The following is a 20,318-nucleotide window of genomic DNA, read 5'->3' as shown; positions in this document are numbered from 1 at the left end:
CTGAGCTTCTCTAAGAAGTCAGTCCGTATTTTTTGTTTTATCCTCGTCCCATAAGTGAAACTATCTTTTCAAAAAGTATAGCTGAATATGTTTCTTCTCGAATTAACTTTTCCCAATCTAATATTTTTTCAGCATCTATTATGCCATCTATATTACCAAGGCTTCCATCTTTTAAACTAATGCTTGGAGAAAACTCAAACTTGTCATCTCTATATCGCATAATTATTTTTCCATTTGGTGCTATCTCACTAATGTTTTGGCATATCAATGTCGGTCCAGTCAAAGAAATTTGTTCCAAATAGTAATTTGGTACTTCTTTTAGTTTTCCTTCTTCTGACACCTCAAGTTCTTTTAAAGAAATCGTAGTGTTTTTTAATTTAGGTACAAAAAGATAATACTCCTGACCTATAATTTCTGGTTTGAAATCCTCTTCGTTCTCTTTTATATTCAACAATAGGGATGGATCTTCACATTCATTATAAACGTCTTGCCAAACATATAGCTTTGATAAAATCTCTTTTAGAGTGTACTCGTCTTGTGAATATCCTAAAAATATCAAGAAACCCTTATTATTTTTATCTTTAATATCAACTCCCATCTTCCTTGCCATTTTTAAGTATTGCCTTTGATATATACTATCTCTTATGGATTTTTCTTTAAGCTCTGAAATAGCTTCGTACATTCCTGGTCCTGCAGTAGTATATTGTTGATATAAAAACATAAGTCTTCCAACTTCATCTACAAAAATTTTACTATCTTTATCTTTAACTGTATCCCAAAGATTATTTAAAGTTAAGCCTTCCAAGTTTCCAATATTATATATGAATGAACTGTCAGCTACATTCCTGTCGAAAGCCTCTCTATATAATTTGTAGTCCCTTGAAATACAATCTTCCATTAGTGAAAGTTTCTCTTCACTTTTAACTCCAAATTTTTCTAAAACTTCATCATCACTAAGTAGTTTCCCATCAGAAATTGAAAAATTGTATATTTTATTTTGTTCTATTTCTTCTTCAAAAACATTGCTATATCCTATATGAAGGCTCAATATATCTTCATCTTGGTATACTGAAAACTCAGAAGATATACCCAGTTGTTCAGTAGAATCATCATCTTGAAACTTTTCGTATGAACTTTTCAATCCATTTTTAATTTTATCTATTTCTTCATTCGCTTTTTTTGCATCCTCTGAATCTAAAAGAATCTTAGGAAGATGAACCCCATTTATAGGTCCCTTTGCTTCATCAAAATATTTTTCATCTATAAATTCATTCCAAATTTCTCTATCTACGACAAGATTTGATAGCGAACCCTCTTTAGCTCCTTCTACAATTTTCAATGTTTGAGCTTTTTTATTAGTGGTCTCTTTTTTTTCTTCAGTTGTCACATGTGGATTTGAATCTTTAGTATCATTTTTTACTTCAGGTGATTTACAGGATACTAAACAAAATACAGTCAAAATACAGAATATAATTAGTACATTAAATTTCTTGTTACTCATAATTACCTCCTACATCTGATATAACTTTAAATTAAAAATTTTAGTAAAATTCAATACCAATAGGTAATAAATTGCAATATGACTAATAAAATTTCTATTTCTAAAAACTTCTTCCAGCTCCACCTCCGCCGGTACTTCCTCCACCGCCTGAAAAACCTCCAAATGAATCGTTATCATAAGATGAAGAACTATAGTCGTCATCGTCATCATCAAATCCATTGTCGTAGGAATTTTTATATGTAGATCTATAGGATTTTTTTGAATGTCTTTTGTCCCTACTAAAAAGACCTAAAAGACTTGTATCAAAAACAGTTTTCAAAAATGAATTTATGAAAATTAAGAAGAAAACAAATATAATCGCCATTATTAAAAGAGCTGCTCCTCCTTGTGAACCTGTGTTTTCAGTCAGATAATTTTCATAATTTCCATCTAATTTAACTTCATACTCATCAGCAATTTCTGCTACAACCGCATTAAAGCCTTCATTTAAAGCCTTTGAGTAGTCACCAGCTTTTAAACTTTCCAGCATAAAACTATCTATTATTCTCCCAACTTTTCCGTCGTTCAACCGTCCTTCAATCCCATACCCTGTTGAGATATAGACTTCCCTTTTTCCTGTAGCATCATCTTCTGTAATCAAAATCAAAGCACCATTATTCTTTTTTTCATCACCTATCTTCCATTTATTAAAAATTTCAACAGCAATATCGGCGATAGGTAAAGAATCCTTATTTTTAATAGTCGCAACAACTACTTGAGATCCTGTCTTTTTTTCTAATTCTTTATTGGTATTTGTAATATTATCCTTTGTAGCTTGATCCAACATATTTAAATTATCAAGATAGAAATCTTTTGGTGCATCTGGTACTGAATTTGCTATAGCCCTAACTGGAAAAGCGAATAAAATTAAAACAAATATCAAATTCACCACAATTAATTTTACTTTTTTCATAGTTTACTCCTTAAATATGATAGTTATTTTGTGACTTTTACATAAGCATTTTAAACACTAACTAATAACAGTATTTTAATAAATTTATTTTACTTCTGTCCTCCTTTGTTTTAATTTAATTAAATTGCCTTTTTCAGTTATATAAAGTCTCACATCAATATAGCAACATTCCTATTTATAAATTATTAAATCTTTCTTTCTACAGTAAACTTAATAGTTATTTTTATAATCATTTTATTTAGCATAATTATACCTTTTTTATAGCTCAAAAACAATAACTTTCACAATTATTTTAAAAAATATATCACTCTCTTTCCGTCACAATATATATTTTTAAAATGTTAAACTACTTTAATCACTTAAAAATAAAAAAAGCACCTGATTACAGATGCTAAAATAAATTTAAAATTCAAAAAAACGTCATTTTCATTCCTTATAAAAAATCAACCTAAAATATCTTTTAAGCAAGCATCACTCTATAGCACAATTTTTTTCCATTTTCTTATTTTCGTCCTAAAAGTTTTAAATGGAGCAACAGTGTTCACATGAATAAATTTGTATACTTCCCATACTGCAGTTTTAGTCGATTCGTCAGCCCATTTTCTCATATGTGGCTTAAATAATTCTTCCTCACTTAAAGAATCAATCATATCATAAATGGAATCAATATTATCACCTAATCTATGTCTCAACTCCTCTATCGATAAATTTGCATAGGTATCTGTAAACCATTTATATAACTCCCCAAGCTGATTCCACTTAAATTCTTCAGTTGGAGTCTTCACATCTAATCCATTTTTTTCATCCTCTTCCCACTTAAGAACTAACGTGGTCCATCCCACTTGATAAGCTAAGTTTTCAGCTGGAGTCCTATCAACCCCATCAACCCTTTTATCCTTTAAAGTTTCAGGAATATCATCGAATTCTGAAATATATTTCTCATAGGATTTACTTATTTCAGTTTTCAGTTCTTGTTTAGTAGAATAAACTTTCAAAAAATCACCCCAAGATCTTGTATAGTTCTCCATAGTTTTATAGTTCATTGAATCTTCTTAGTTTTTCATATCACTATCTTTAATCAATATACTTAAAAAATACATTGCTATCTTATAGTTGACCAATATTAATTGGTTGAATATATTTTAGATGATTTTAAGATTAAGTGCAATTTTTCACTAAAAAACTGTTAAATTCCTATGCTTATGATGTGTACCCATAAAACTGGACACATTATTAAATTAATTATTTGCAAGAGGATGCTATCCTATATTTTATAGGTGGCATCCATTTTGTTTTTGATTGAATTCTTTCGTTATTGTAATAATATATATATTCCTCAATTGTTCTTGAAAATTCTTCAAAAGAACTATAGCTCTTTTCATAACCATAAAAAACTTCATTTTTTAACCTGCCAAAAAATGTTTCCATGATAGAGTTATCATAACAATTGCCTTTCCTTGACATTGATTGTTTTATGCCATGTTTTTTTAGTTCATTTACGTAATAATTATGTTGGTATTGCCAACCTTGATCTGAATGAAGTATCAAGTCATTTAGTTTTGGAAATTTGCTAAATGCTTTTGTTAACATATTAGATATTTGTTTTAAATTAGGACTTAAGGATAAATCGTAAGAGATAATCTCGTTGGTATACATATCAAGTATTGGAGAAATGTAGCATTTACCCCATGAGAAGTTAAATTGAGATACATCAGTGGTCCATTTTTGTAGAGGTCTATCTGCATTGAAATCTCTATTTATTATATTATCAGCTACTTTACCTGTTTTTCCCTTATATGAGTGATATTTTTCTTTAGGTCTTTTTCCAAATAGTTTTAGTTCATGCATTATCCTTTGAACTCTTTTATGATTTATTGTATATCCTTGATTCAATAATTCTCTATATACTCTTCTGACACCGTATCTTCCTTTATGATAGGTGAATATCTCAGATATCTTATTTTCTATATGCTTATTCCTAATACTAACAACATCAACTTTTTTCATTTCAAAATAGTATGTTGACCTTGGCAAATCAATAGCTATTAAAAGATATTTTAGTTTGTATCCTTTGTCTTTGAGTTGTTTGACAATCGCTGCTTTTTCGCCTTGAGTTGCGCAGCGTAACGTTTTTCTCTCAAGGCGATCTCTTTTTTTATTATTTCGTTTTCAGCCTTTATATATTCATTTTCTGCTCTAAGTCTTATTAACTCTTCTCTTTCAGATTCATTAAGTTCTTTTGGTTTATGGATATTTGTCTTTTTCATGGTTGTATTTTTAGATTTACGACCTTTCTTCTTATTTACAAGACCATTATATCCATAAATTTTGTAATTGTTAACCCATGAATAAAGTTGTCCCTCATTAATTCCTTTTTCTATTGCAGTAGACTTTATTGATTTTCCAGCTATCACTTTAGATACAATTTCTAATTTCTCATCAGGTGTCCAATTAATATTACTTCCATGTTTTAAAATTTCTGGTCCATGAAGTTCTTCTAACCTAAACCACTTTCTAATTGAATCATGAAAGTTTTTTTCTTCAACTCCTTCAGGTGTATCAGGCCATTTACCTTCTCTATACAATTGTACGCATTCTTTTTTGAATTCATAACTATATTTCATAAAAATACCCTCCTTACTGGTTTGTCCAGTAAAGAGGGTACATATCATTAATCCACGTATTTTTATTTTTAAATATTATCTTTTCATATGCCATTAGATTTTCTTTTAACCCAAAAATACTATAACTAAGTATTTCACATGAAATTAGAACAGATATTAAAAAATCTGCATTACTAAAAACAAATTTTTGCTAATAATTTTTCGATATATCGCACCAAATTTCGCTAAAGCTCTTAGCATCAAATAGCTTGTATCTAATTGCTTCGTCAAATGTAGAGAAATATCTTTCTTCTCCAAGAAACCCAATCAAAACATCCTTCTTGGAAACACTTATAATAGCATCCTTACTATGATAGTTGAATTCAAATCCATCCCTAAATTTTCCCCAGTCATGAGGAGTAAATTGAAATTCCCCACAAAATATATCATGTAAATCTTCAATAAGGTATTCTGTAAAATACTCATCATCCGAAATTACGAAATTTATAGATTTTGGTTTCAAGGTAGCTAACATAGCAAGATTATAAGACATTCTCAGTCTATCAACTTTGCTTGCTTCTACTTGGATTTGACTATTAAGGTTTGTTTTTTTATGGATGGTTTCCGCCCATAGATATGCTTGTTCTCCAAAAATATTAAAAAATTTAAAGCCAGCCATTAAAAGTTTATTGACAGATTCTTCTAATATGTATTTCTTCTTTATATGATGCCCAATAATAAAGCAATTTTCTCCTAAAAGAGGATCAAAATTCATATTATGACTATCAATTACACATATATTGTCCCAAAGAAATTCTCCATTATAGTACATGATTACTCCTAACTTTCATGAAGGTAAATTTTAATTTTTATCTTTAGCCAGCTTCCTCGCATCTCTTTTTCTATAACTTTAGCAAAAAGAACTTTGCCAGCATCCATAAGTCTTGAAAAAATAATATTATCTTGACGAGGTACATATCCAATTTTTTCTTTTCCCAAAGTTTCTATGCGAATAGCTTGTGGATCATGTGGATTTTCTGGTTCCCGATAAAAAACTAATCGATCCTCTTCTTTAATTTTTATTCCAATATTTTCAATATCATCAATATGTGTTGTTCCAGCAACATATGTATCGAAAAGATAAATATCCCTCTCAAAGGGTTTTGGTAAATCAAGTCCTACTTCATTCTTCAAAAGATATTGAATTAGCTCACTTTGATCTTTTTTTACTAAATTATTCATATATTGTCCCTCATTAAATCGTTAATATATTCTTCTTGTGTTCGTATAGCATCTTTAAAACTTTTAAGCTCTTGCTTTAATTCATTTAACTTTTCAATTTTTTTATTCTCATCTTCCACATAAATACACCAAGTATAAGGTGGCGTGGATTTGATTAGATTAACTTCATCCTGTACTTGATTTACTAAATCTTGTAACCTTTTCACCTCATCTTGCAATGATTTTCCAAATAAGGAAACATCATCCTCCATTTCCTCACTATTAACTATGTCGAAAATTAACTGTAAAGTTATGATATCACCATCTTTATAAGATTCTGTAGCAATATAAAATAGTTCCTGTTGTGCATCTGTAATTTCTGGATTTAAATCAGGATGTAACTTCTTAACAATATTTTTGTATAGTTTTTTAATTAAAATATTTTCTTCATCAGATAAAAAATCGGACTTTGATCGATTAATAGCTTCATTTATTTCTTCAATCTTTTCATCAAGCTTCTTCTTATATTCAAGAAACTCCCCATCTAACTCTTTCTCAATATTTTTTATTTTTATGCTTTCTTGGCGATTCTTTTTCGCCTGAACCATTTCTTTTTTTCTGCGTAAACGAAGATATTTACAATAAGCTTCATAAATTTCATATTCAAGGCTACCAAAAATAATCATATATTCCATTTTTATATTTTCACAAATCACAAATTGAAGATTATTATTTTCAAAAATAAGATCTTCCAAATTGCTTTTAAGTTCTTTAACTTTCTCTTTTAACTTTTTTTCATCAGGAAACTCTATAATTTTCCCCATGACCATACCCCTCTCTCAATTTTAATTTTAAGTAAAAGCGAAATATCAGAAATTCATCTATGATTCAAAATTTTTAACTATTTTTTATTTCTTTTATTAAATAGCAAACTACTTTTCCTGAAAAGTAGCTGTTATATATGTAATATTATACCACCCCAATAAAAATTTATAGGTAATATTAAAAAACACAAAAATATTATGATGCTTATTTTCCCCAAACAGACAATGTTGATTAGTTATTTTTTTAATAACTCCCAACTTTTAAATTTTCCAACTCCCGGATTTCGACTTTTTTAACTCCCAGGTTTTGACTTTTTTAACTCTCAGGTTTTGATGTAATAAATATCATATTTTTCTAAATGATTTTAGAAAGCAAAAAAGAGCCAACTATGCGACCCTTTATACATTTTAAATTAAAAATGCTCCTCTTTTATCAATTTCAAGTGGCATGACCGAATATGAATTTGATAAGCACTCTAATTTTTTTCTTATTTCACTTTCTGTTGTTTCGTCTTCAGAATTTAAAATCACCATTATTGTCGAGCCAGCGCCACTTAGGTAGTGACCAATAGCATTGGACTCTTTAATAATTTTTTCTATCTCCTCTATTTCAGGAATCAGTTTATATCTATAAGGCTCATGAATCTTATCTTCAAGGGAAGCTTTTAAATTGTCTTCATCTCCTGATATCAAAGATAAAATCAGCATGGAAACCCTTGAGATATTAAACACTGCGTCTTCCTTTGAGTATTCTTTAGGAAGTGCCTCTCTTGCATCCCTTGTTGAAAGTTCAAAGTCTGGAATAATTGCCAGGAATTTAAACTTGTTTGAAATTTCAAATCGCTCTACAAAAACATCATCATTTAATATTGAGACATTTGCTCCACCATAAATTGCTGGCGATACATTGTCCGGGTGTCCTTCCACTTCCGTTGTGATTTTTAAAATTTCCTTTTTATCAAAATCTCTTTTCATTACGGAAAAGGCAGCCAACACTCCCATAACTATGCAAGCTGCAGAAGAGCCCAGCCCCCTTGACAGTGGGATATTTGTTTCAAGGTCTATCTCAATGGGAACAACTTCTTCATTGTAAAAATCAAAAGAATATTTGTAGGAACTGTATATTAGATTTTCTTTTACATTTTTTTCAAAATTTTCTACCGTCTCTGTGATTTTAAATTCGCAGGTATTTGCTAAATTAAGAGCAATACCCAGCGCATCAAATCCAGGACCTAAATTTGCAGAGGTTGCTGGAACAGAAATCCTCTTTCCCCTGTTGGCAAATTTTAAAACTTCCCGTTCAATTTCATCTTTAGAAATCTTTGTGTTGTGAATAATTTTTTTATCCCTTAGCTTTTTAATTTCACTTGGAATTTTAACTCCAGTTACTTTATGAAGCAAATTTATATTTTCAAACTCCTCATGTGAAACTTCTTCTCCAAGGGCTTCAAGAACGGAAGATGAAAACTTATATGGACTTGCAGTTGATAAAATCACAGTGTTGTGAAGACCGAGCTTATCTACAATATTTTTTGCAACGCCAGTGTGAGGGTCAATTAAATATCCCTCTTCCCTAAAGACTTTTGCAATGGTCTTTTTCGTGTCTTCCTCAGTGGTGTATCCAAATAAAAATTCATGGAAGTCGCCATCAAATTGAAAAACACCTTCATTTTTTAGATCTTCCATCTTCTCTCTTACAACTTTGTCGGAAGACTTGTGATAAAGAAGTCTCTCAAGGTTTGATGAAACTAAAATGTCCATGGATGGAGAGATTGTCTTAACAAGTTCTCTATTTGCATCATAGGTTCCCGTTTTAAAAAAGTCAGTCAAAACATTGTTTTCATTTGATGCAATTACCAGTTTATCTACTGGAAGTCCCATCTCCTTTGCATAATACCCTGCCAAGATGTCCCCAAAGTTTCCCGTTGGCACACAGAAGGAAATTTTTTCTCCCGCAGATATTTTTTTATTATTCACCAAGTCAGCATAGGCGTAAAAATAATAAACTATTTGTGGAATCAGTCTACCAATGTTAATGGAGTTTGCTGAAGAGAGATTTATATTTTGCTTCTTTAATTTCTCTTTCACTTCTTCATCACTAAAAATACTTTTTACTCCATTTTGTGCATCGTCGAAGTTTCCGTCAATGGAAATAACTTTGGAGTTTAGTGACCCAGTTGTGTCCATTTGTGCCTTTTGGATGGAACTTACACCTTCCGTTGGATATAGCACCAAGATGTCGATGTCTTCAGTATTATAAAAGCCTTCAAGGGCAGCCTTGCCAGTGTCCCCGGAAGTGGCTGTTAAAATTAAAGTCTTTTCATTAATACCAAGGGATTTTTTTGCATATGACAATAGGTTTGGAAGAAGACATAGGGCAAAGTCCTTAAATGCAGAAGTCCTCCCATGATAAAGTTCCAAATAAAAATCTTTATTATAGGAAATTTTAGCAATTCCATCTTCAAAGCTTTCATATGATTTTTCTATAATATCAAGCAGGTCGTCACTATCAAAATCCATTAAGTATAGTGAAAGGATTTTATGAGCCAATTCTTTATAAGAAAGATTTAAATTCTCCATTATATCGAAAGATGGAAAGCTTTCAGGTACATAAAGCCCTCCATCTTCAGAGATTCCATTTATAATGGCCTCTCTACTTGAAATTTTTAAATTGGAATTTCTTGTGGATAAAAATTTCATATTGTCCCCTCTATTTCTACAATAAACATTTCGTCATCAAGCACCGTTTTTAATTCATCAAGATTAATTTCTCTCGTAATAATATGGTGGTCCTGTCCTAAAACTCTTTCTTCTTCAATTAGCTCTTTTAATCCAGGATTAACTTTTGAAGTTCTTACATAGAACTTGCTCTTCAAATTATTTTCTACTTCATATGAATTTGATGCATCATAAAAAGTATTTATTTCTCTACGGGAAAGGATTCTTAAAAGGTCTCGCATAATTGCATCAGCAGTTTCAAGACGCCCTGCTCCTGGTCCTTTAAATTCATAACAAGAAAAGTTTTCTCCCCAAACCTTTACTGCATTGGTTCCATCAAAGGTCTTTGCAAAGAAGTTGTCCTTTAAAAAAGTTGGAATAACTGAAATATTTATCTTTCCCTGGGACAGTACTGACTTTGCAATAAGCCTAATTGAATAACCAAGCTCCTTTGCATAGTCAAAGTCGGATTTTTTTATATTTGAAATTCCAAATGTGAAAATGTCCCCTTCATCAATCTTCGCATTATATATAAGGGAGGATAAAATTCTAATTTTTCTCATTGCGTCAAAGCCACCAACATCCGCAGTTGGATCTGCCTCTGCATAACCAAGGTCTTGAGCCTCCTTCAGTACATCGGCGTAAGACGAGCCTTCCACTTCCATCTTGGACAAAATATAGTTTGAAGTCCCATTTAAAATCCCATGGATTTTATTCATGTCGCTGAAGAAACTCTCTTCCATTATTGGATGGATTACCGGAATTGCTCCAGCAACGGAAGCTTCATAGGAAAAATATACTTTATTTTCCCTTGCCAAGGCATTTAATTCTTCAAAGTATTTTGAAACAACCGCCTTATTTGCAGTAACGATGTTCTTGCCCGCTTTCATTAATAAAACAATTCTTTCGTAAGTTTCTTCAAGGCTTGAAGTAACGTCAATTACCGTATCCACCTGGGAATTTAAAATTTCGTCAAAATCATCCGTAAACACTATGTCACTTTTTAGTGGCGACCTCTTTTTATCTTTGTCCCTTATTAAAACCCTGTCAATTTCTATATCAAAACAATTTTTTAATAGGGACTCCTTCTTCTTATATAATATTTCTTCAACACCTGTTCCCACAGTGCCAAAGCCCATTATTGCAATTTTCAAATTAAACCTCCAAGACTTTTTTCGCAATCTGAACTGCGTTAGTGGCAGCTCCCTTCCTTATGTTGTCTGCACAGCACCAAAGATTTAATCCATTTTCCACTGTGAAGTCACGTCTAACTCTACCAACAAAGACTTCATTTTTGCCAGTTGAAGTAATTGGCATTGGATATTTTTCTTCTGCAAGGTCATCTTCAAGAACCATTCCAGGATACTCTGAAATAATTTTCTTCACATCTTCCACTTCAAAAGCTCTTTCTGTTTCGATGTTAATGGAGACACAGTGGGAAGATTTTACTGGCACACGAACTGTTGTGGCAGTTACAAGAATAGAGTCGTCATGAAGAATTTTTTTAGTTTCGTCAATCATCTTCATCTCTTCCTTTGTATAGCCATTGTCTAAAAACACATCTATTTGTGGAATACAGTTGTTGTTAATCGGATACTTGTAAGCTAATTGAGTTCCCTTTTCTAAATCGGAAATTCCATTTAATCCCGATCCAGATACTGATTGATAGGTTGAATAGATAACTCTTTTAATTTTGTATTTGTCGTGGATTGGCTTAAGTGGCAACACCGATTGGATTGTAGAACAATTTGGGTTTGCAATAATGCCCTTATTCTTTTTAATGTCCTCTGCATTTATTTCTGGAACAACCAGTGGAACGTCCTTGTCCATTCTAAAGCAAGAGCTATTGTCAATTACAGTTACTCCCGCCTTCGCCGCAATAGGTGCATACTTTTCACTTACCGCTCCTCCTGCAGCAAATAACGCAATCTTTATATCCCTTCCATCAAAAGAATCTTCTTTTAATTCTCCAACTTCATATTCCTTGCCACAGTAATTTATCTTTTCACCATGGGAATTTTTTGAACCAAATAAATATAGTTTATCTATTGGAAAATTTTCTTCACTTAAAACCTGTAACATCATGCCACCAACAAGACCAGTTGCACCTACAACCGCTAAATTAACCTTCATGTTAGTCCTCCTTATAAAATTCTTCGTATATGGAACGAATCGCCTTTTCAAAATCCTTTGTTTCAACGCCAATAATAATATTTATTTCACTTGAGCCCTGGCTAATCATCTTAATATTTACACCTTCCCTTGCAAGTGCAGTAAAGATTCTCGATGACACACCCTTTTCATTTATCATGCCACGACCAACAACGGCGATAAGGGAAATGTCCCTCTCCCAAGAAATACTATCCACATTTAAATAAATTTTTAATTCTTCAATCACCTTGTTTAACTTTGGCGCAATATATGAATCTGCCACAAGAACTGAAACGGAATCAATACTTGAAGGCATATGCTCAATGGAAATGTCATTTGACTCAAAGACCGTAGTGAGTTTTCTAAAAAAGTCCTTCTCAGAATTCATATTTACCTTTTCAAGATTTATAACAATAAAATCTTTTTTTCCAGATATTCCTGTCAAAATATTTTTATTCTTTGTATCACATTTCGATAAAATTAAAGTGCCATCTTCATTTGGTGCATTTGTGTTTTTAATGTTAATTGGAATGTTTTTGTCCCTAAGAGGAAAAATCGCCTCTTCATGAAGCACCTTAGCACCCATATAGGAAAGCTCGCGAAGCTCATTGTAAGTGATGGTTCCCATGGGATGAGGATTTTTTACAATCTTTGGATCCACTACCAAAAAGCCTGACACGTCGGTGAAGTTCTCGTACATTTCAGCATCAAGGGCAGAAGCAATAACAGAACCTGTCACGTCAGAGCCGCCACGAGTAAAAGTTTTTACCCTTCCCTCTTCATCAACACCATAAAAACCTGGCACCACTGCCCTATCATGTTTAGATAAAATACTTTTAATATTTTCCTGGGACTTGCGAAGGTCCAACACGCCATCAGTAAATACAATTAAGTCCTTTGCATCCACAAAATCATATCCTAAATAGGAAGCGAGAACTTGAGCGCTAATAAACTCTCCACGACTAATAACAAAGTCATAGCTTTCGCCACCTTCAATTTCTTCCTTGACCTCTTTAAGAATACTGTCAATGTCAATATGCAAAACAAGATCATCAACAATATTTTTATAAACATTCTCGATGATCTTGTAAACTTCATTAAAATTTAAATCATGGTCACTTAATTCATGACACATTGCAAGAAGGTCAGTAACCTTGTGATTATTTTTTACACCTTTTCCAGGCGCAGAAACGACGATGTACTTCCTATCATCATCTTCAAGTATAATATCTCTAACTTTTTTAAGCTGAATAGCATCAGATAGTGAACTTCCACCAAACTTTACAACTTTCATATCTTTCCCCTCTATTGTGAAATAAAAAAATCGTATAATTTTATATAAAATAATAAAAGTAATTTTTTCGATTATACAACCATTTGGCAAAGTTGTCAATTAAAGAGTAAAAGCAATAGAAGAAAAGACGAGATCTTTCGACTCCAAAATTCCTCTGGAATTTTTCCGCTCAAGATGACAGTTACGAGAGATTCTTTCAGTTCGAAGTCGTTACTCTCCATTCTGTCATTCTGAGCGAGCGTAAGCGAGTCGAAGAATTCTTGACCTAACAGAAGACGAAGTCTTCGTTGTAGGTCAAATGTCGATCTCGTTTCACTTTCTGAAAGAAAAGTGTCAGAAGGCGACCTCTCTTTCCGTCAGGAAAGTGTCACCAAAGGTGACAACTACCACATCATGCAAATCTCTCATTTCTCACTTCTACTCAAAACTCTTCCCTTTTGTCAAAAGGCTTCATTATACTTCTTCTCAGACGAAGAAAAACACTCCGTACTGTCATTCTGAGCGAAAATTTTTACAAAGTAAAAATGGGAGTCGAAGAATTCTTGACCTAACAGAAGACGAAGTCTTCGTTGTAGGTCAAATGTCGATCTCGTTTCACTTTCTGAAAGAAAATGTCAGAAGGCGACCTATCTTTCCGTCAGGAAAGTGTCACCAAAGGTGACAACCACTACATCATGAAATATCTTCTCTATTGAGAGCAAACCACCAATAAGCTATAATGAATTTATAAATTGGAGGGACTTATGGACAAAATTAAATTAATAGAAGAATTGACAACAGCCTTTGGGCCTTCAGGCTTTGAAGAAGACCTATTAGAAATTTTAAAAAAGTACTTAAAAAACCTTGACGTAGAAAATGATTCAATGAACAATGTCTATGCAAAGTATAAAAACCCTGAAAAGAAAAATTTTACAGTGCAACTTGACGCCCATACTGACGAAGTTGGATTTATGGTTCAAAGTGTTTTAGACAATGGAACTTTAGCCATCGTTCCTTTAGGAGGCTGGGTACTTACAAATGTTCCTGCCCACCTTGTTGGAATTAGAAATAGAGATGGAAAAATAATTGAAGGGATAACCGGATCAACCCCTCCCCACTTTATGACTAAAGAGGAAAGAGACCGTCCCTTAGACATAGAAAAAATATTTATAGATATTGGAGCCATGTCCTATGAAGAAGTTATAGAAGACTTTAAAATTGAACCAGGAGCACCGGTAGCTCCCATAGTAGACTTTAGATACGACAAGACCCACGACCTAATTCGCGGTAAAGCCTTTGACAATAGACTGGGCTGTGCATGCATAGTGGAAACAATGAATAGACTTAAAGATAATGACAACTTAAATGTAAACTTAGTTGGAGCCTTTGCTGCCCAAGAAGAAGTTGGCATGAGAGGAGCCAAAGTCACAAGTCAAAAAGTTAAACCAGACCTTGCCATAGTCTTTGAAGGTTCCCCAGCTGACGACTTGTACTTTGCAAAAAAACAAGCTCAAGGAGTTCTGGGAGCGGGCGTTCAAATTCGCCACTTTGACAAATCCTATATTGGAAATCCAGAATATATAAAACTTGCCAAGGACCTAGCGGAAGAAAATAATATTATCTACCAATCAGCCATTAGACGAGCAGGATCAACAAATGCAGGAGCCATCCACCTTTCAAATGAAGGAGTTCCAGTTTTAGTTTTAGGCGTTCCATCTCGCTTTGTGCACAGCCACTACAACTTTGCCAGACTTTCAGACTTTGAAGCTGCAGTTGACCTGGCAATAAAGGTAATTGAAAACCTAAACGACGAGAACATTAAAAAGATTTTGAAAAAATAAATTTCTTCTTGCCGGCATTAACTTGCTGGCAAGTTTTTGTTTTTTAAATAAAAAAAGCAGAGGATATCCAATGCTTTTATAATTTTAAATTTTGAATTACTTTGTCCATATCGGATAGTTTCTTTCTACAAGGAAGTGTCCAAGATTTTTCCATTCACAATGACAGCGACAGCATATTTTACTTCTAATATAGCGATTCTACCCACATCATGTCATTCTGAGCGGAAATTTTTACGAAGTAAAAATTGTAGTCGAAGAATCTCTCTTTCCGTCAGGAAAGTGTCACCAGCAGTATTTCTAAAGTTTGTAAGTAGGTTATAATCTACTAATTTGTCATAATAATCTGCCTTTGGTCTTAATTCCTCAATTTCTTCCTCTCTTTCAGCAATAATTCTATTGGCTACAAGAATTGCATCTGCAAGTAGCTCTTCGTTAGTTTTCTTTTCTTGACCAGCTATATATCCTCCATTTTTTCTAATACTTGGTAAGACTTCTCTAGTTACCCAAGCTTTGAATATTTTTGCTTGTGGTAGTTTTGATGAAAGGATAAGTGAATACAATCCTGATTCGTTAATTATTGAAATATTCTGTATTCCTCCAGGGGTGTTCCATTTCGTTACACCCTTATCTTACTCATCTACATGGTCATAAACAGCTTTTCTTGGATTGACATATCCTAGCATAGTTGCTACTTCATTTGCTATAAAGAAAAACTCACCGTCTTTTTCTATAACAGTGAGTTTTCCAAAATTCTTATTTTCAAATGTTTTTAAATTACTTATCATAAGCTTTGCTCCTTATGTTTGTTTTTAACTTTATCTTTACTGATGGTGTCCTTAGACATATCCTTAAATTTATTTATAGTCTTCGTTATTGAATCTTTCCTATCGGCCTTTCTTTCAGAAGCCTTAACTGCTTTTTAAAAGGCGTGTTCCATTACCTTTATATCCTTAGATTGAAAAAACACAGAGTGGTTACCAGTTTCCTTATCTTTCATAACAGAAAACTTCACTCCGTGTTTATTTAAAATTTTCTTTAGTTCTTTTAACTCAGGATCTTTTAGATTAATTTCTTCTAACTGTCCCTTTTTAACCATATCTTTTAGTTTTACCTCTTCTCCGTTATTTTTTATTACATTTTTCAAACCTCCTTGTTCTTCTATTTGCTTGTGTACTTTCTTTAAGGCATCAAGAATTGCTTTACTTGTTGCTTTTGCAAGTCTTACTTCAAGATTAAGACTTGACCTGGATACTTCTTCATTAATCATCTATTCCACCTCCATATAAAAGTAACTCTTTGTATTTTCTTAACTTCTCTTGATGGATTTTTCTTCTATGCTTTTCATTTTCTGTGTTCCTCTCTTTCTATTTTTGAGCAAAGAAAAAACAGTAAACCATTTTTGATTTACTGTTACTCTGTTAATTTTTATTTAGTTGTTAATCTGGCAAACTGGGATTTATAATTCTACATAAATTCCAAAACACCTAAAAGAATGCTTGAAGCTGCTAATAATAAAACTCCAATAACTTCAAGTGTATTTTCAATGTTTTTGTCTTTTTTATATTGCTTGATAAATTTAGGAGACATAAAACCTAAACCTATACCAAATAATAGATAACCTATTCCTTTTAACATTTCGTTCCTCCAAATTGTCAAATTCTGATTTTATAAAAACATCTAATCTCTATTTCTTCTTTTCTATTTTCTCAATTACTTTATCTCTATCTTCTAATCTATAAACCTGACTAAATATACTCCCAAAAACATTTATTTTTAATTTAACATTATCTTTATTTTCTACAATATCAATTTTTTTAATCTCTGAAAATTTGGCAAATGTAATAATTGGTGTACTTCCCATAAAAATATTAACTCCATCTTTTGTGATTCCAGGATAAAAAGCAACAGTCCAAGCTAAAACCACAGCCGACAGAACAATAAGATATCCTAAAACTGAATTGTCAAATCTATAGCAAATGTAGCTTGTTATAACTGTAAACAAAGCTATGCCAAAAAGTATAATCGGCTGTTTCTTTACGGTTACGATATTTTTTCTCTTGTGACGATAATTTATTATGGATATTGTAATAAAAATTAGTAAAATAATTATTTTTAGCAATTTTACTCCTCTCCTCCAACTTCTCATTTCACGCTTCTCTTCAGTCAGATGTCGATCTCGTTTCACTTTTCGACAGAAAAGTGTCAGAAGGCGACCCGTCTTTTTCCTTACTAGAAATGTAAAGCCTAGTATTGTCATGTTGAGCGAGCGACAGCGAGTCGAAACATCTCCGAGCGAAGCGAGGCTATACCTTAATAACATTTTAAGGCACTTAGACAAAATTTTTTAAAAAAACAAAGCTTTTTTGTTCCTTACTTCCCACTTCCAACATCTCATTTCTAATCACTTATATCACTCGTATTAACACCATATACAAAGTCGTTCCCAATATAATACTTAAAATCATATTCTTTTTCTACAAGTGAACTCCAAACATAACCGCCTCTTAAAGCACCAGATAAACTCCAATTCCTGATGTCATAAAATAAATTAAATATATTCTACCATACTTTACTGTGATACTGAATAAAAAAACGCATACTAAGTTGTGCTTAATATGCGCCTTGCTTTAACTAAAAAAGTCAATATCATCTATTGAAGATGCTATATCTATTTGAAACTCTTCTTTTTGAGGTATTTGTTCACCTGTTTCATCTGCAATGATTAAATAATAAATTTCTCTATTATCATAATTTTGTGATTTTAAATTGAAACCACACCGGAACACCCTCTCTTGACCATCATCACTGGTTTTATCTGCAATAATCTTTACTATATCACTTATCTTTTTCCCATTTGAATCGATGAAATACAATAAATAGTTAGAAGCTCTTCGATTATCACCTACTGCTTCCTTTTGGTAAAAGTTTAGAGAAAATATCATATTGCTAATCTTACGACTTGATGAAAGAAGCCCAACCTCAACTGGTTTCGTCTCATATTTCCCCTTATTCCTTATAAAGGTTTTAGAGTCATTACGTAGATAATAATACTCTATAACAGGAACTACCTTCTCTTGAAGGCTTATGCCACCATGAACAAAGTTCAATCCCCCACCTTTTTTCTTAATACGAACACTTTCCCTCGGTGCAAATACATCATATTTATCGTCCATAAATTTTACTGGCAATAAAAATTCAGGGTTTTCTCCCTTGTGAGTAATCAAGTAACGGCGATCAATCTCTACATCTTTTTCATTTGGTGTTGTCTTATCAACTTTAGATTCCTCAGATAGAGGGCTGTAGGTATAAAGAAATCCATGGTCTGCAGTAATATAAACACGAGTCCCACCAAATTCATTACGGATTATTCTTACCATATTTTTAATTTCTTCAATTGCATCATCACATGCAGAGAACACCATTCTATCAGAAGTATGACTAGCTTCATCTATCCTATCATGATAAATGTAAACAACTTCCATTCCCTTAACCAATTCACTACGTTCTGCACGTTTCATCGGCAAAATATCTTTATATTTTAATGCTACACTTTTGTTATTTGTAGCCTTCAGCACTTTTTCTCTATTACCTGCATCTGTAGACATGCCATCTGCCAATATTTGCAACATACCATTGTTACGTTCGGTAATAGATAACTCTTTGTGGGGTAGTAAAGCTGCCATCCCAAATTTTGTAACAGTAGGAAAAATCCCCTCACATGATTTTAGATTAACTTTACTCTGAGTTTCTCTACGAAGCTGTTCAGCAAGAGATGCTGCAACTTCATAACGAAGTGCGTCTGATATAATAACAAATACACGATTATCCTCGTTTTCTACATTTTGTCTATAAAAATCCACCTGTTGTGGTATTTCTAAAATATGCCCATATTCATTGAGCTCCTCTGCGCAAGCATTAGACCAATTATTCCCAAGCTCACCAAGGAACCAGTGAGTGTAAAGTCCCTCTACCTTTTCAGTTACCTGCTTAAAAAGATCATCTAAGTTTTCATTTCCTACACTCAAGCTCTTTAAAAACTCTAAATGATACTCACGATAATAAGTATCCATTTTGTAATACACTTCCCTATACTCTTCCCAAATTTTTCTTGGATCCACAGTATGAAAACCTGAAGAGTGATCAACAAAAAATTTCTGCATCTTTGCTAACTTAAAAATTCCTTCATAGTAGCATCGAACTTCATCGAACCACGCTAAAGTACGACGTTTTTCCACCATATCAGTAATCATATCCACATCAATAACGTCATTATTGATGTCTGTCATAAGCTTCAAAAGAATACATTCATTAATGCAAGGAAATATTTCAGTGTCCTTCAAGTCATTCAGAGGTATCTTCTTGAACCTATTACTAAGCACAATCTCTTGTTCAACAATCCTTAGAATTTCAAAAAGTTCATCACTCCTATCCCCTACAATCCATTCAGATACAAATTCATAGCACCAAGCCTGATGAGGAATAGAAATAAAACTATCAATATCAGATAAATAATCTATTCTAAGTGTTCTTGAGGTAGCTGTAAGCAATATATGAGTTACCAATTTCTCAATTGTCGAGTCTTCTCCTTCAAAGTAACCACTACCCTGCTTAACCATTTCCCAAAAAGCTTCATCAGCACCATAATTTACAAGATTTTTGTATATCTGGTTCGTTTCCATATCCATACCTGCAATAATCACATTTTTTATAATACTGTTGGGTTTGATATCATTGCAACCACAAATAGTAGCCATAACTGCAAGATGCATTTGTGATGCAGTAGTTATTCCATCAGAAAGCTTTTTAAAAGCCTTTCTTCTGTTTTGAGCGCCAAAAAACTTCTTAAAGAACTTTACAAGCTTACGAAATGTTGGATTTGCAGGAAGATCCATTTCATTTATCCAAATAGAAATTAAATCTGCCCTAAACTGCTCACTATAGAGTTCAATATTTAAAAGCCAATTATCCTCTTGTGACTCATAAGAAATTGGATTATAGACTAAATAGTTGTTAGTCTTATCATCCACATTCAAAAGCTTCTTTGCTATGAAATTATTAGAGCCATTAAGCACCAACAACTTAGCATTATCAAGAGAAATCTCATCAAGGCTATCCTCAAACTCTCTATCTTCGTCATGCCAAAAGATTATACGACGCTTATAAAATTCCGGTAGAGGCTCAGCAAATCTATTATTTAAATCTTGGATTATTGTATCTAAATCCATTCTTGCCAT

16 protein-coding genes and 2 pseudogenes are annotated in these 20,318 nt (G+C 32.5%); 1 reads left to right on the top strand and 17 read right to left on the bottom strand.

The window, feature by feature from the left end:
- Window positions 1-37: 37 nt before the first annotated feature.
- From BN2746_RS02790 to BN2746_RS02735, 12 genes are all read right to left on the bottom strand, one after another.
- On the bottom strand, window positions 38-1,501 hold the full coding sequence (locus tag BN2746_RS02790; protein WP_055078322.1) for a hypothetical protein: 1,464 nt from the start codon (window positions 1,499-1,501) through the stop codon (window positions 38-40).
- A gap of 100 nt (window positions 1,502-1,601) precedes the next feature.
- Window positions 1,602-2,453: a TPM domain-containing protein gene (locus tag BN2746_RS02785; protein ID WP_055078321.1), complete on the bottom strand. Its 852-nt coding sequence runs from the start codon at window positions 2,451-2,453 to the stop codon at window positions 1,602-1,604.
- Between the two features lie 476 nt (window positions 2,454-2,929).
- Window positions 2,930-3,481, bottom strand: coding sequence for a ClbS/DfsB family four-helix bundle protein (locus tag BN2746_RS02780; protein ID WP_404803075.1), 552 nt, complete (start codon window positions 3,479-3,481; stop codon window positions 2,930-2,932).
- Between the two features lie 214 nt (window positions 3,482-3,695).
- Window positions 3,696-4,547 carry an IS3 family transposase gene (locus tag BN2746_RS02775; protein WP_077064906.1) on the bottom strand — a complete coding sequence of 284 codons (852 nt, stop codon included), beginning with the start codon at window positions 4,545-4,547 and terminating at the stop codon, window positions 3,696-3,698.
- Window positions 4,511-5,077, bottom strand: coding sequence for a helix-turn-helix domain-containing protein (locus tag BN2746_RS02770; protein ID WP_055078319.1), 567 nt, complete (start codon window positions 5,075-5,077; stop codon window positions 4,511-4,513). The genes BN2746_RS02775 and BN2746_RS02770 overlap by 37 nt, the downstream gene beginning before the upstream one ends.
- Before the next feature lie 190 nt (window positions 5,078-5,267).
- Window positions 5,268-5,888, bottom strand: a complete 621-nt coding sequence (locus tag BN2746_RS02765; RefSeq protein WP_055078318.1) for a hypothetical protein — start codon at window positions 5,886-5,888, stop codon at window positions 5,268-5,270.
- An 8-nt stretch (window positions 5,889-5,896) separates the two neighbouring features.
- Complete coding sequence (locus BN2746_RS02760) at window positions 5,897-6,298, bottom strand: HIRAN domain-containing protein (protein ID WP_055078317.1); 402 nt, start codon at window positions 6,296-6,298, stop codon at window positions 5,897-5,899.
- Window positions 6,295-7,101 (bottom strand): coiled-coil domain-containing protein, encoded by an 807-nt coding sequence (locus tag BN2746_RS02755; protein WP_055078316.1) that lies wholly within the window; start codon window positions 7,099-7,101, stop codon window positions 6,295-6,297. The genes BN2746_RS02760 and BN2746_RS02755 overlap by 4 nt, the downstream gene beginning before the upstream one ends.
- A 408-nt stretch (window positions 7,102-7,509) precedes the next feature.
- Window positions 7,510-9,801, bottom strand: a complete 2,292-nt coding sequence (gene thrB / locus BN2746_RS02750; RefSeq protein ID WP_055078315.1) for a homoserine kinase — start codon at window positions 9,799-9,801, stop codon at window positions 7,510-7,512.
- On the bottom strand, window positions 9,798-10,973 hold the full coding sequence (locus BN2746_RS02745) for a homoserine dehydrogenase (protein WP_055078314.1): 1,176 nt from the start codon (window positions 10,971-10,973) through the stop codon (window positions 9,798-9,800). Before BN2746_RS02745 ends, thrB begins: the two co-directional genes overlap by 4 nt.
- A gap of 1 nt (window position 10,974) precedes the next feature.
- Window positions 10,975-11,952 carry an aspartate-semialdehyde dehydrogenase gene (locus BN2746_RS02740; protein WP_055078313.1) on the bottom strand — a complete coding sequence of 326 codons (978 nt, stop codon included), beginning with the start codon at window positions 11,950-11,952 and terminating at the stop codon, window positions 10,975-10,977.
- Window position 11,953: 1 nt separating this feature from the next.
- Window positions 11,954-13,264 carry an aspartate kinase gene (locus BN2746_RS02735; RefSeq protein WP_055078312.1) on the bottom strand — a complete coding sequence of 437 codons (1,311 nt, stop codon included), beginning with the start codon at window positions 13,262-13,264 and terminating at the stop codon, window positions 11,954-11,956.
- A gap of 743 nt (window positions 13,265-14,007) precedes the next feature.
- On the opposite strand from BN2746_RS02735, the gene BN2746_RS02730 reads away from it, so the two are divergent.
- Window positions 14,008-15,084 (top strand): M42 family metallopeptidase, encoded by a 1,077-nt coding sequence (locus tag BN2746_RS02730; protein ID WP_055078311.1) that lies wholly within the window; start codon window positions 14,008-14,010, stop codon window positions 15,082-15,084.
- Window positions 15,085-15,314: 230 nt separating this feature from the next.
- Here BN2746_RS02730 and BN2746_RS02725 read toward each other — a convergent pair.
- From BN2746_RS02725 to pglZ, 5 genes and pseudogenes are all read right to left on the bottom strand, one after another.
- Window positions 15,315-15,869, bottom strand: a pseudogene (locus tag BN2746_RS02725) (BRO-N domain-containing protein); the annotation flags it as partial.
- Window positions 15,866-16,351, bottom strand: a pseudogene (locus BN2746_RS02720) (PcfB family protein). The pseudogenes BN2746_RS02725 and BN2746_RS02720, both read right to left, overlap by 4 nt.
- 197 nt (window positions 16,352-16,548) lie before the next feature.
- Complete coding sequence (locus tag BN2746_RS09090; protein ID WP_004829918.1) at window positions 16,549-16,719, bottom strand: hypothetical protein; 171 nt, start codon at window positions 16,717-16,719, stop codon at window positions 16,549-16,551.
- A gap of 49 nt (window positions 16,720-16,768) precedes the next feature.
- The gene (locus BN2746_RS02715; RefSeq protein ID WP_148445324.1) at window positions 16,769-17,203 is read right to left on the bottom strand and encodes a hypothetical protein; all 435 of its coding nucleotides are present in this window, start codon (window positions 17,201-17,203) and stop codon (window positions 16,769-16,771) included.
- Window positions 17,204-17,711: 508 nt separating this feature from the next.
- Window positions 17,712-20,318 (bottom strand): BREX-1 system phosphatase PglZ type A, encoded by a 2,607-nt coding sequence (pglZ, locus tag BN2746_RS02710; protein WP_197273081.1) that lies wholly within the window; start codon window positions 20,316-20,318, stop codon window positions 17,712-17,714.

This window comes from Lagierella massiliensis (assembly GCF_001407835.1).
In the GTDB taxonomy this organism is placed as follows: domain Bacteria; phylum Bacillota; class Clostridia; order Tissierellales; family Peptoniphilaceae; genus Mediannikoviicoccus; species Mediannikoviicoccus massiliensis.
Note: the sequence above shows the minus strand (reverse complement) of the source record. Positions and strands in the feature narration are given on the sequence as shown.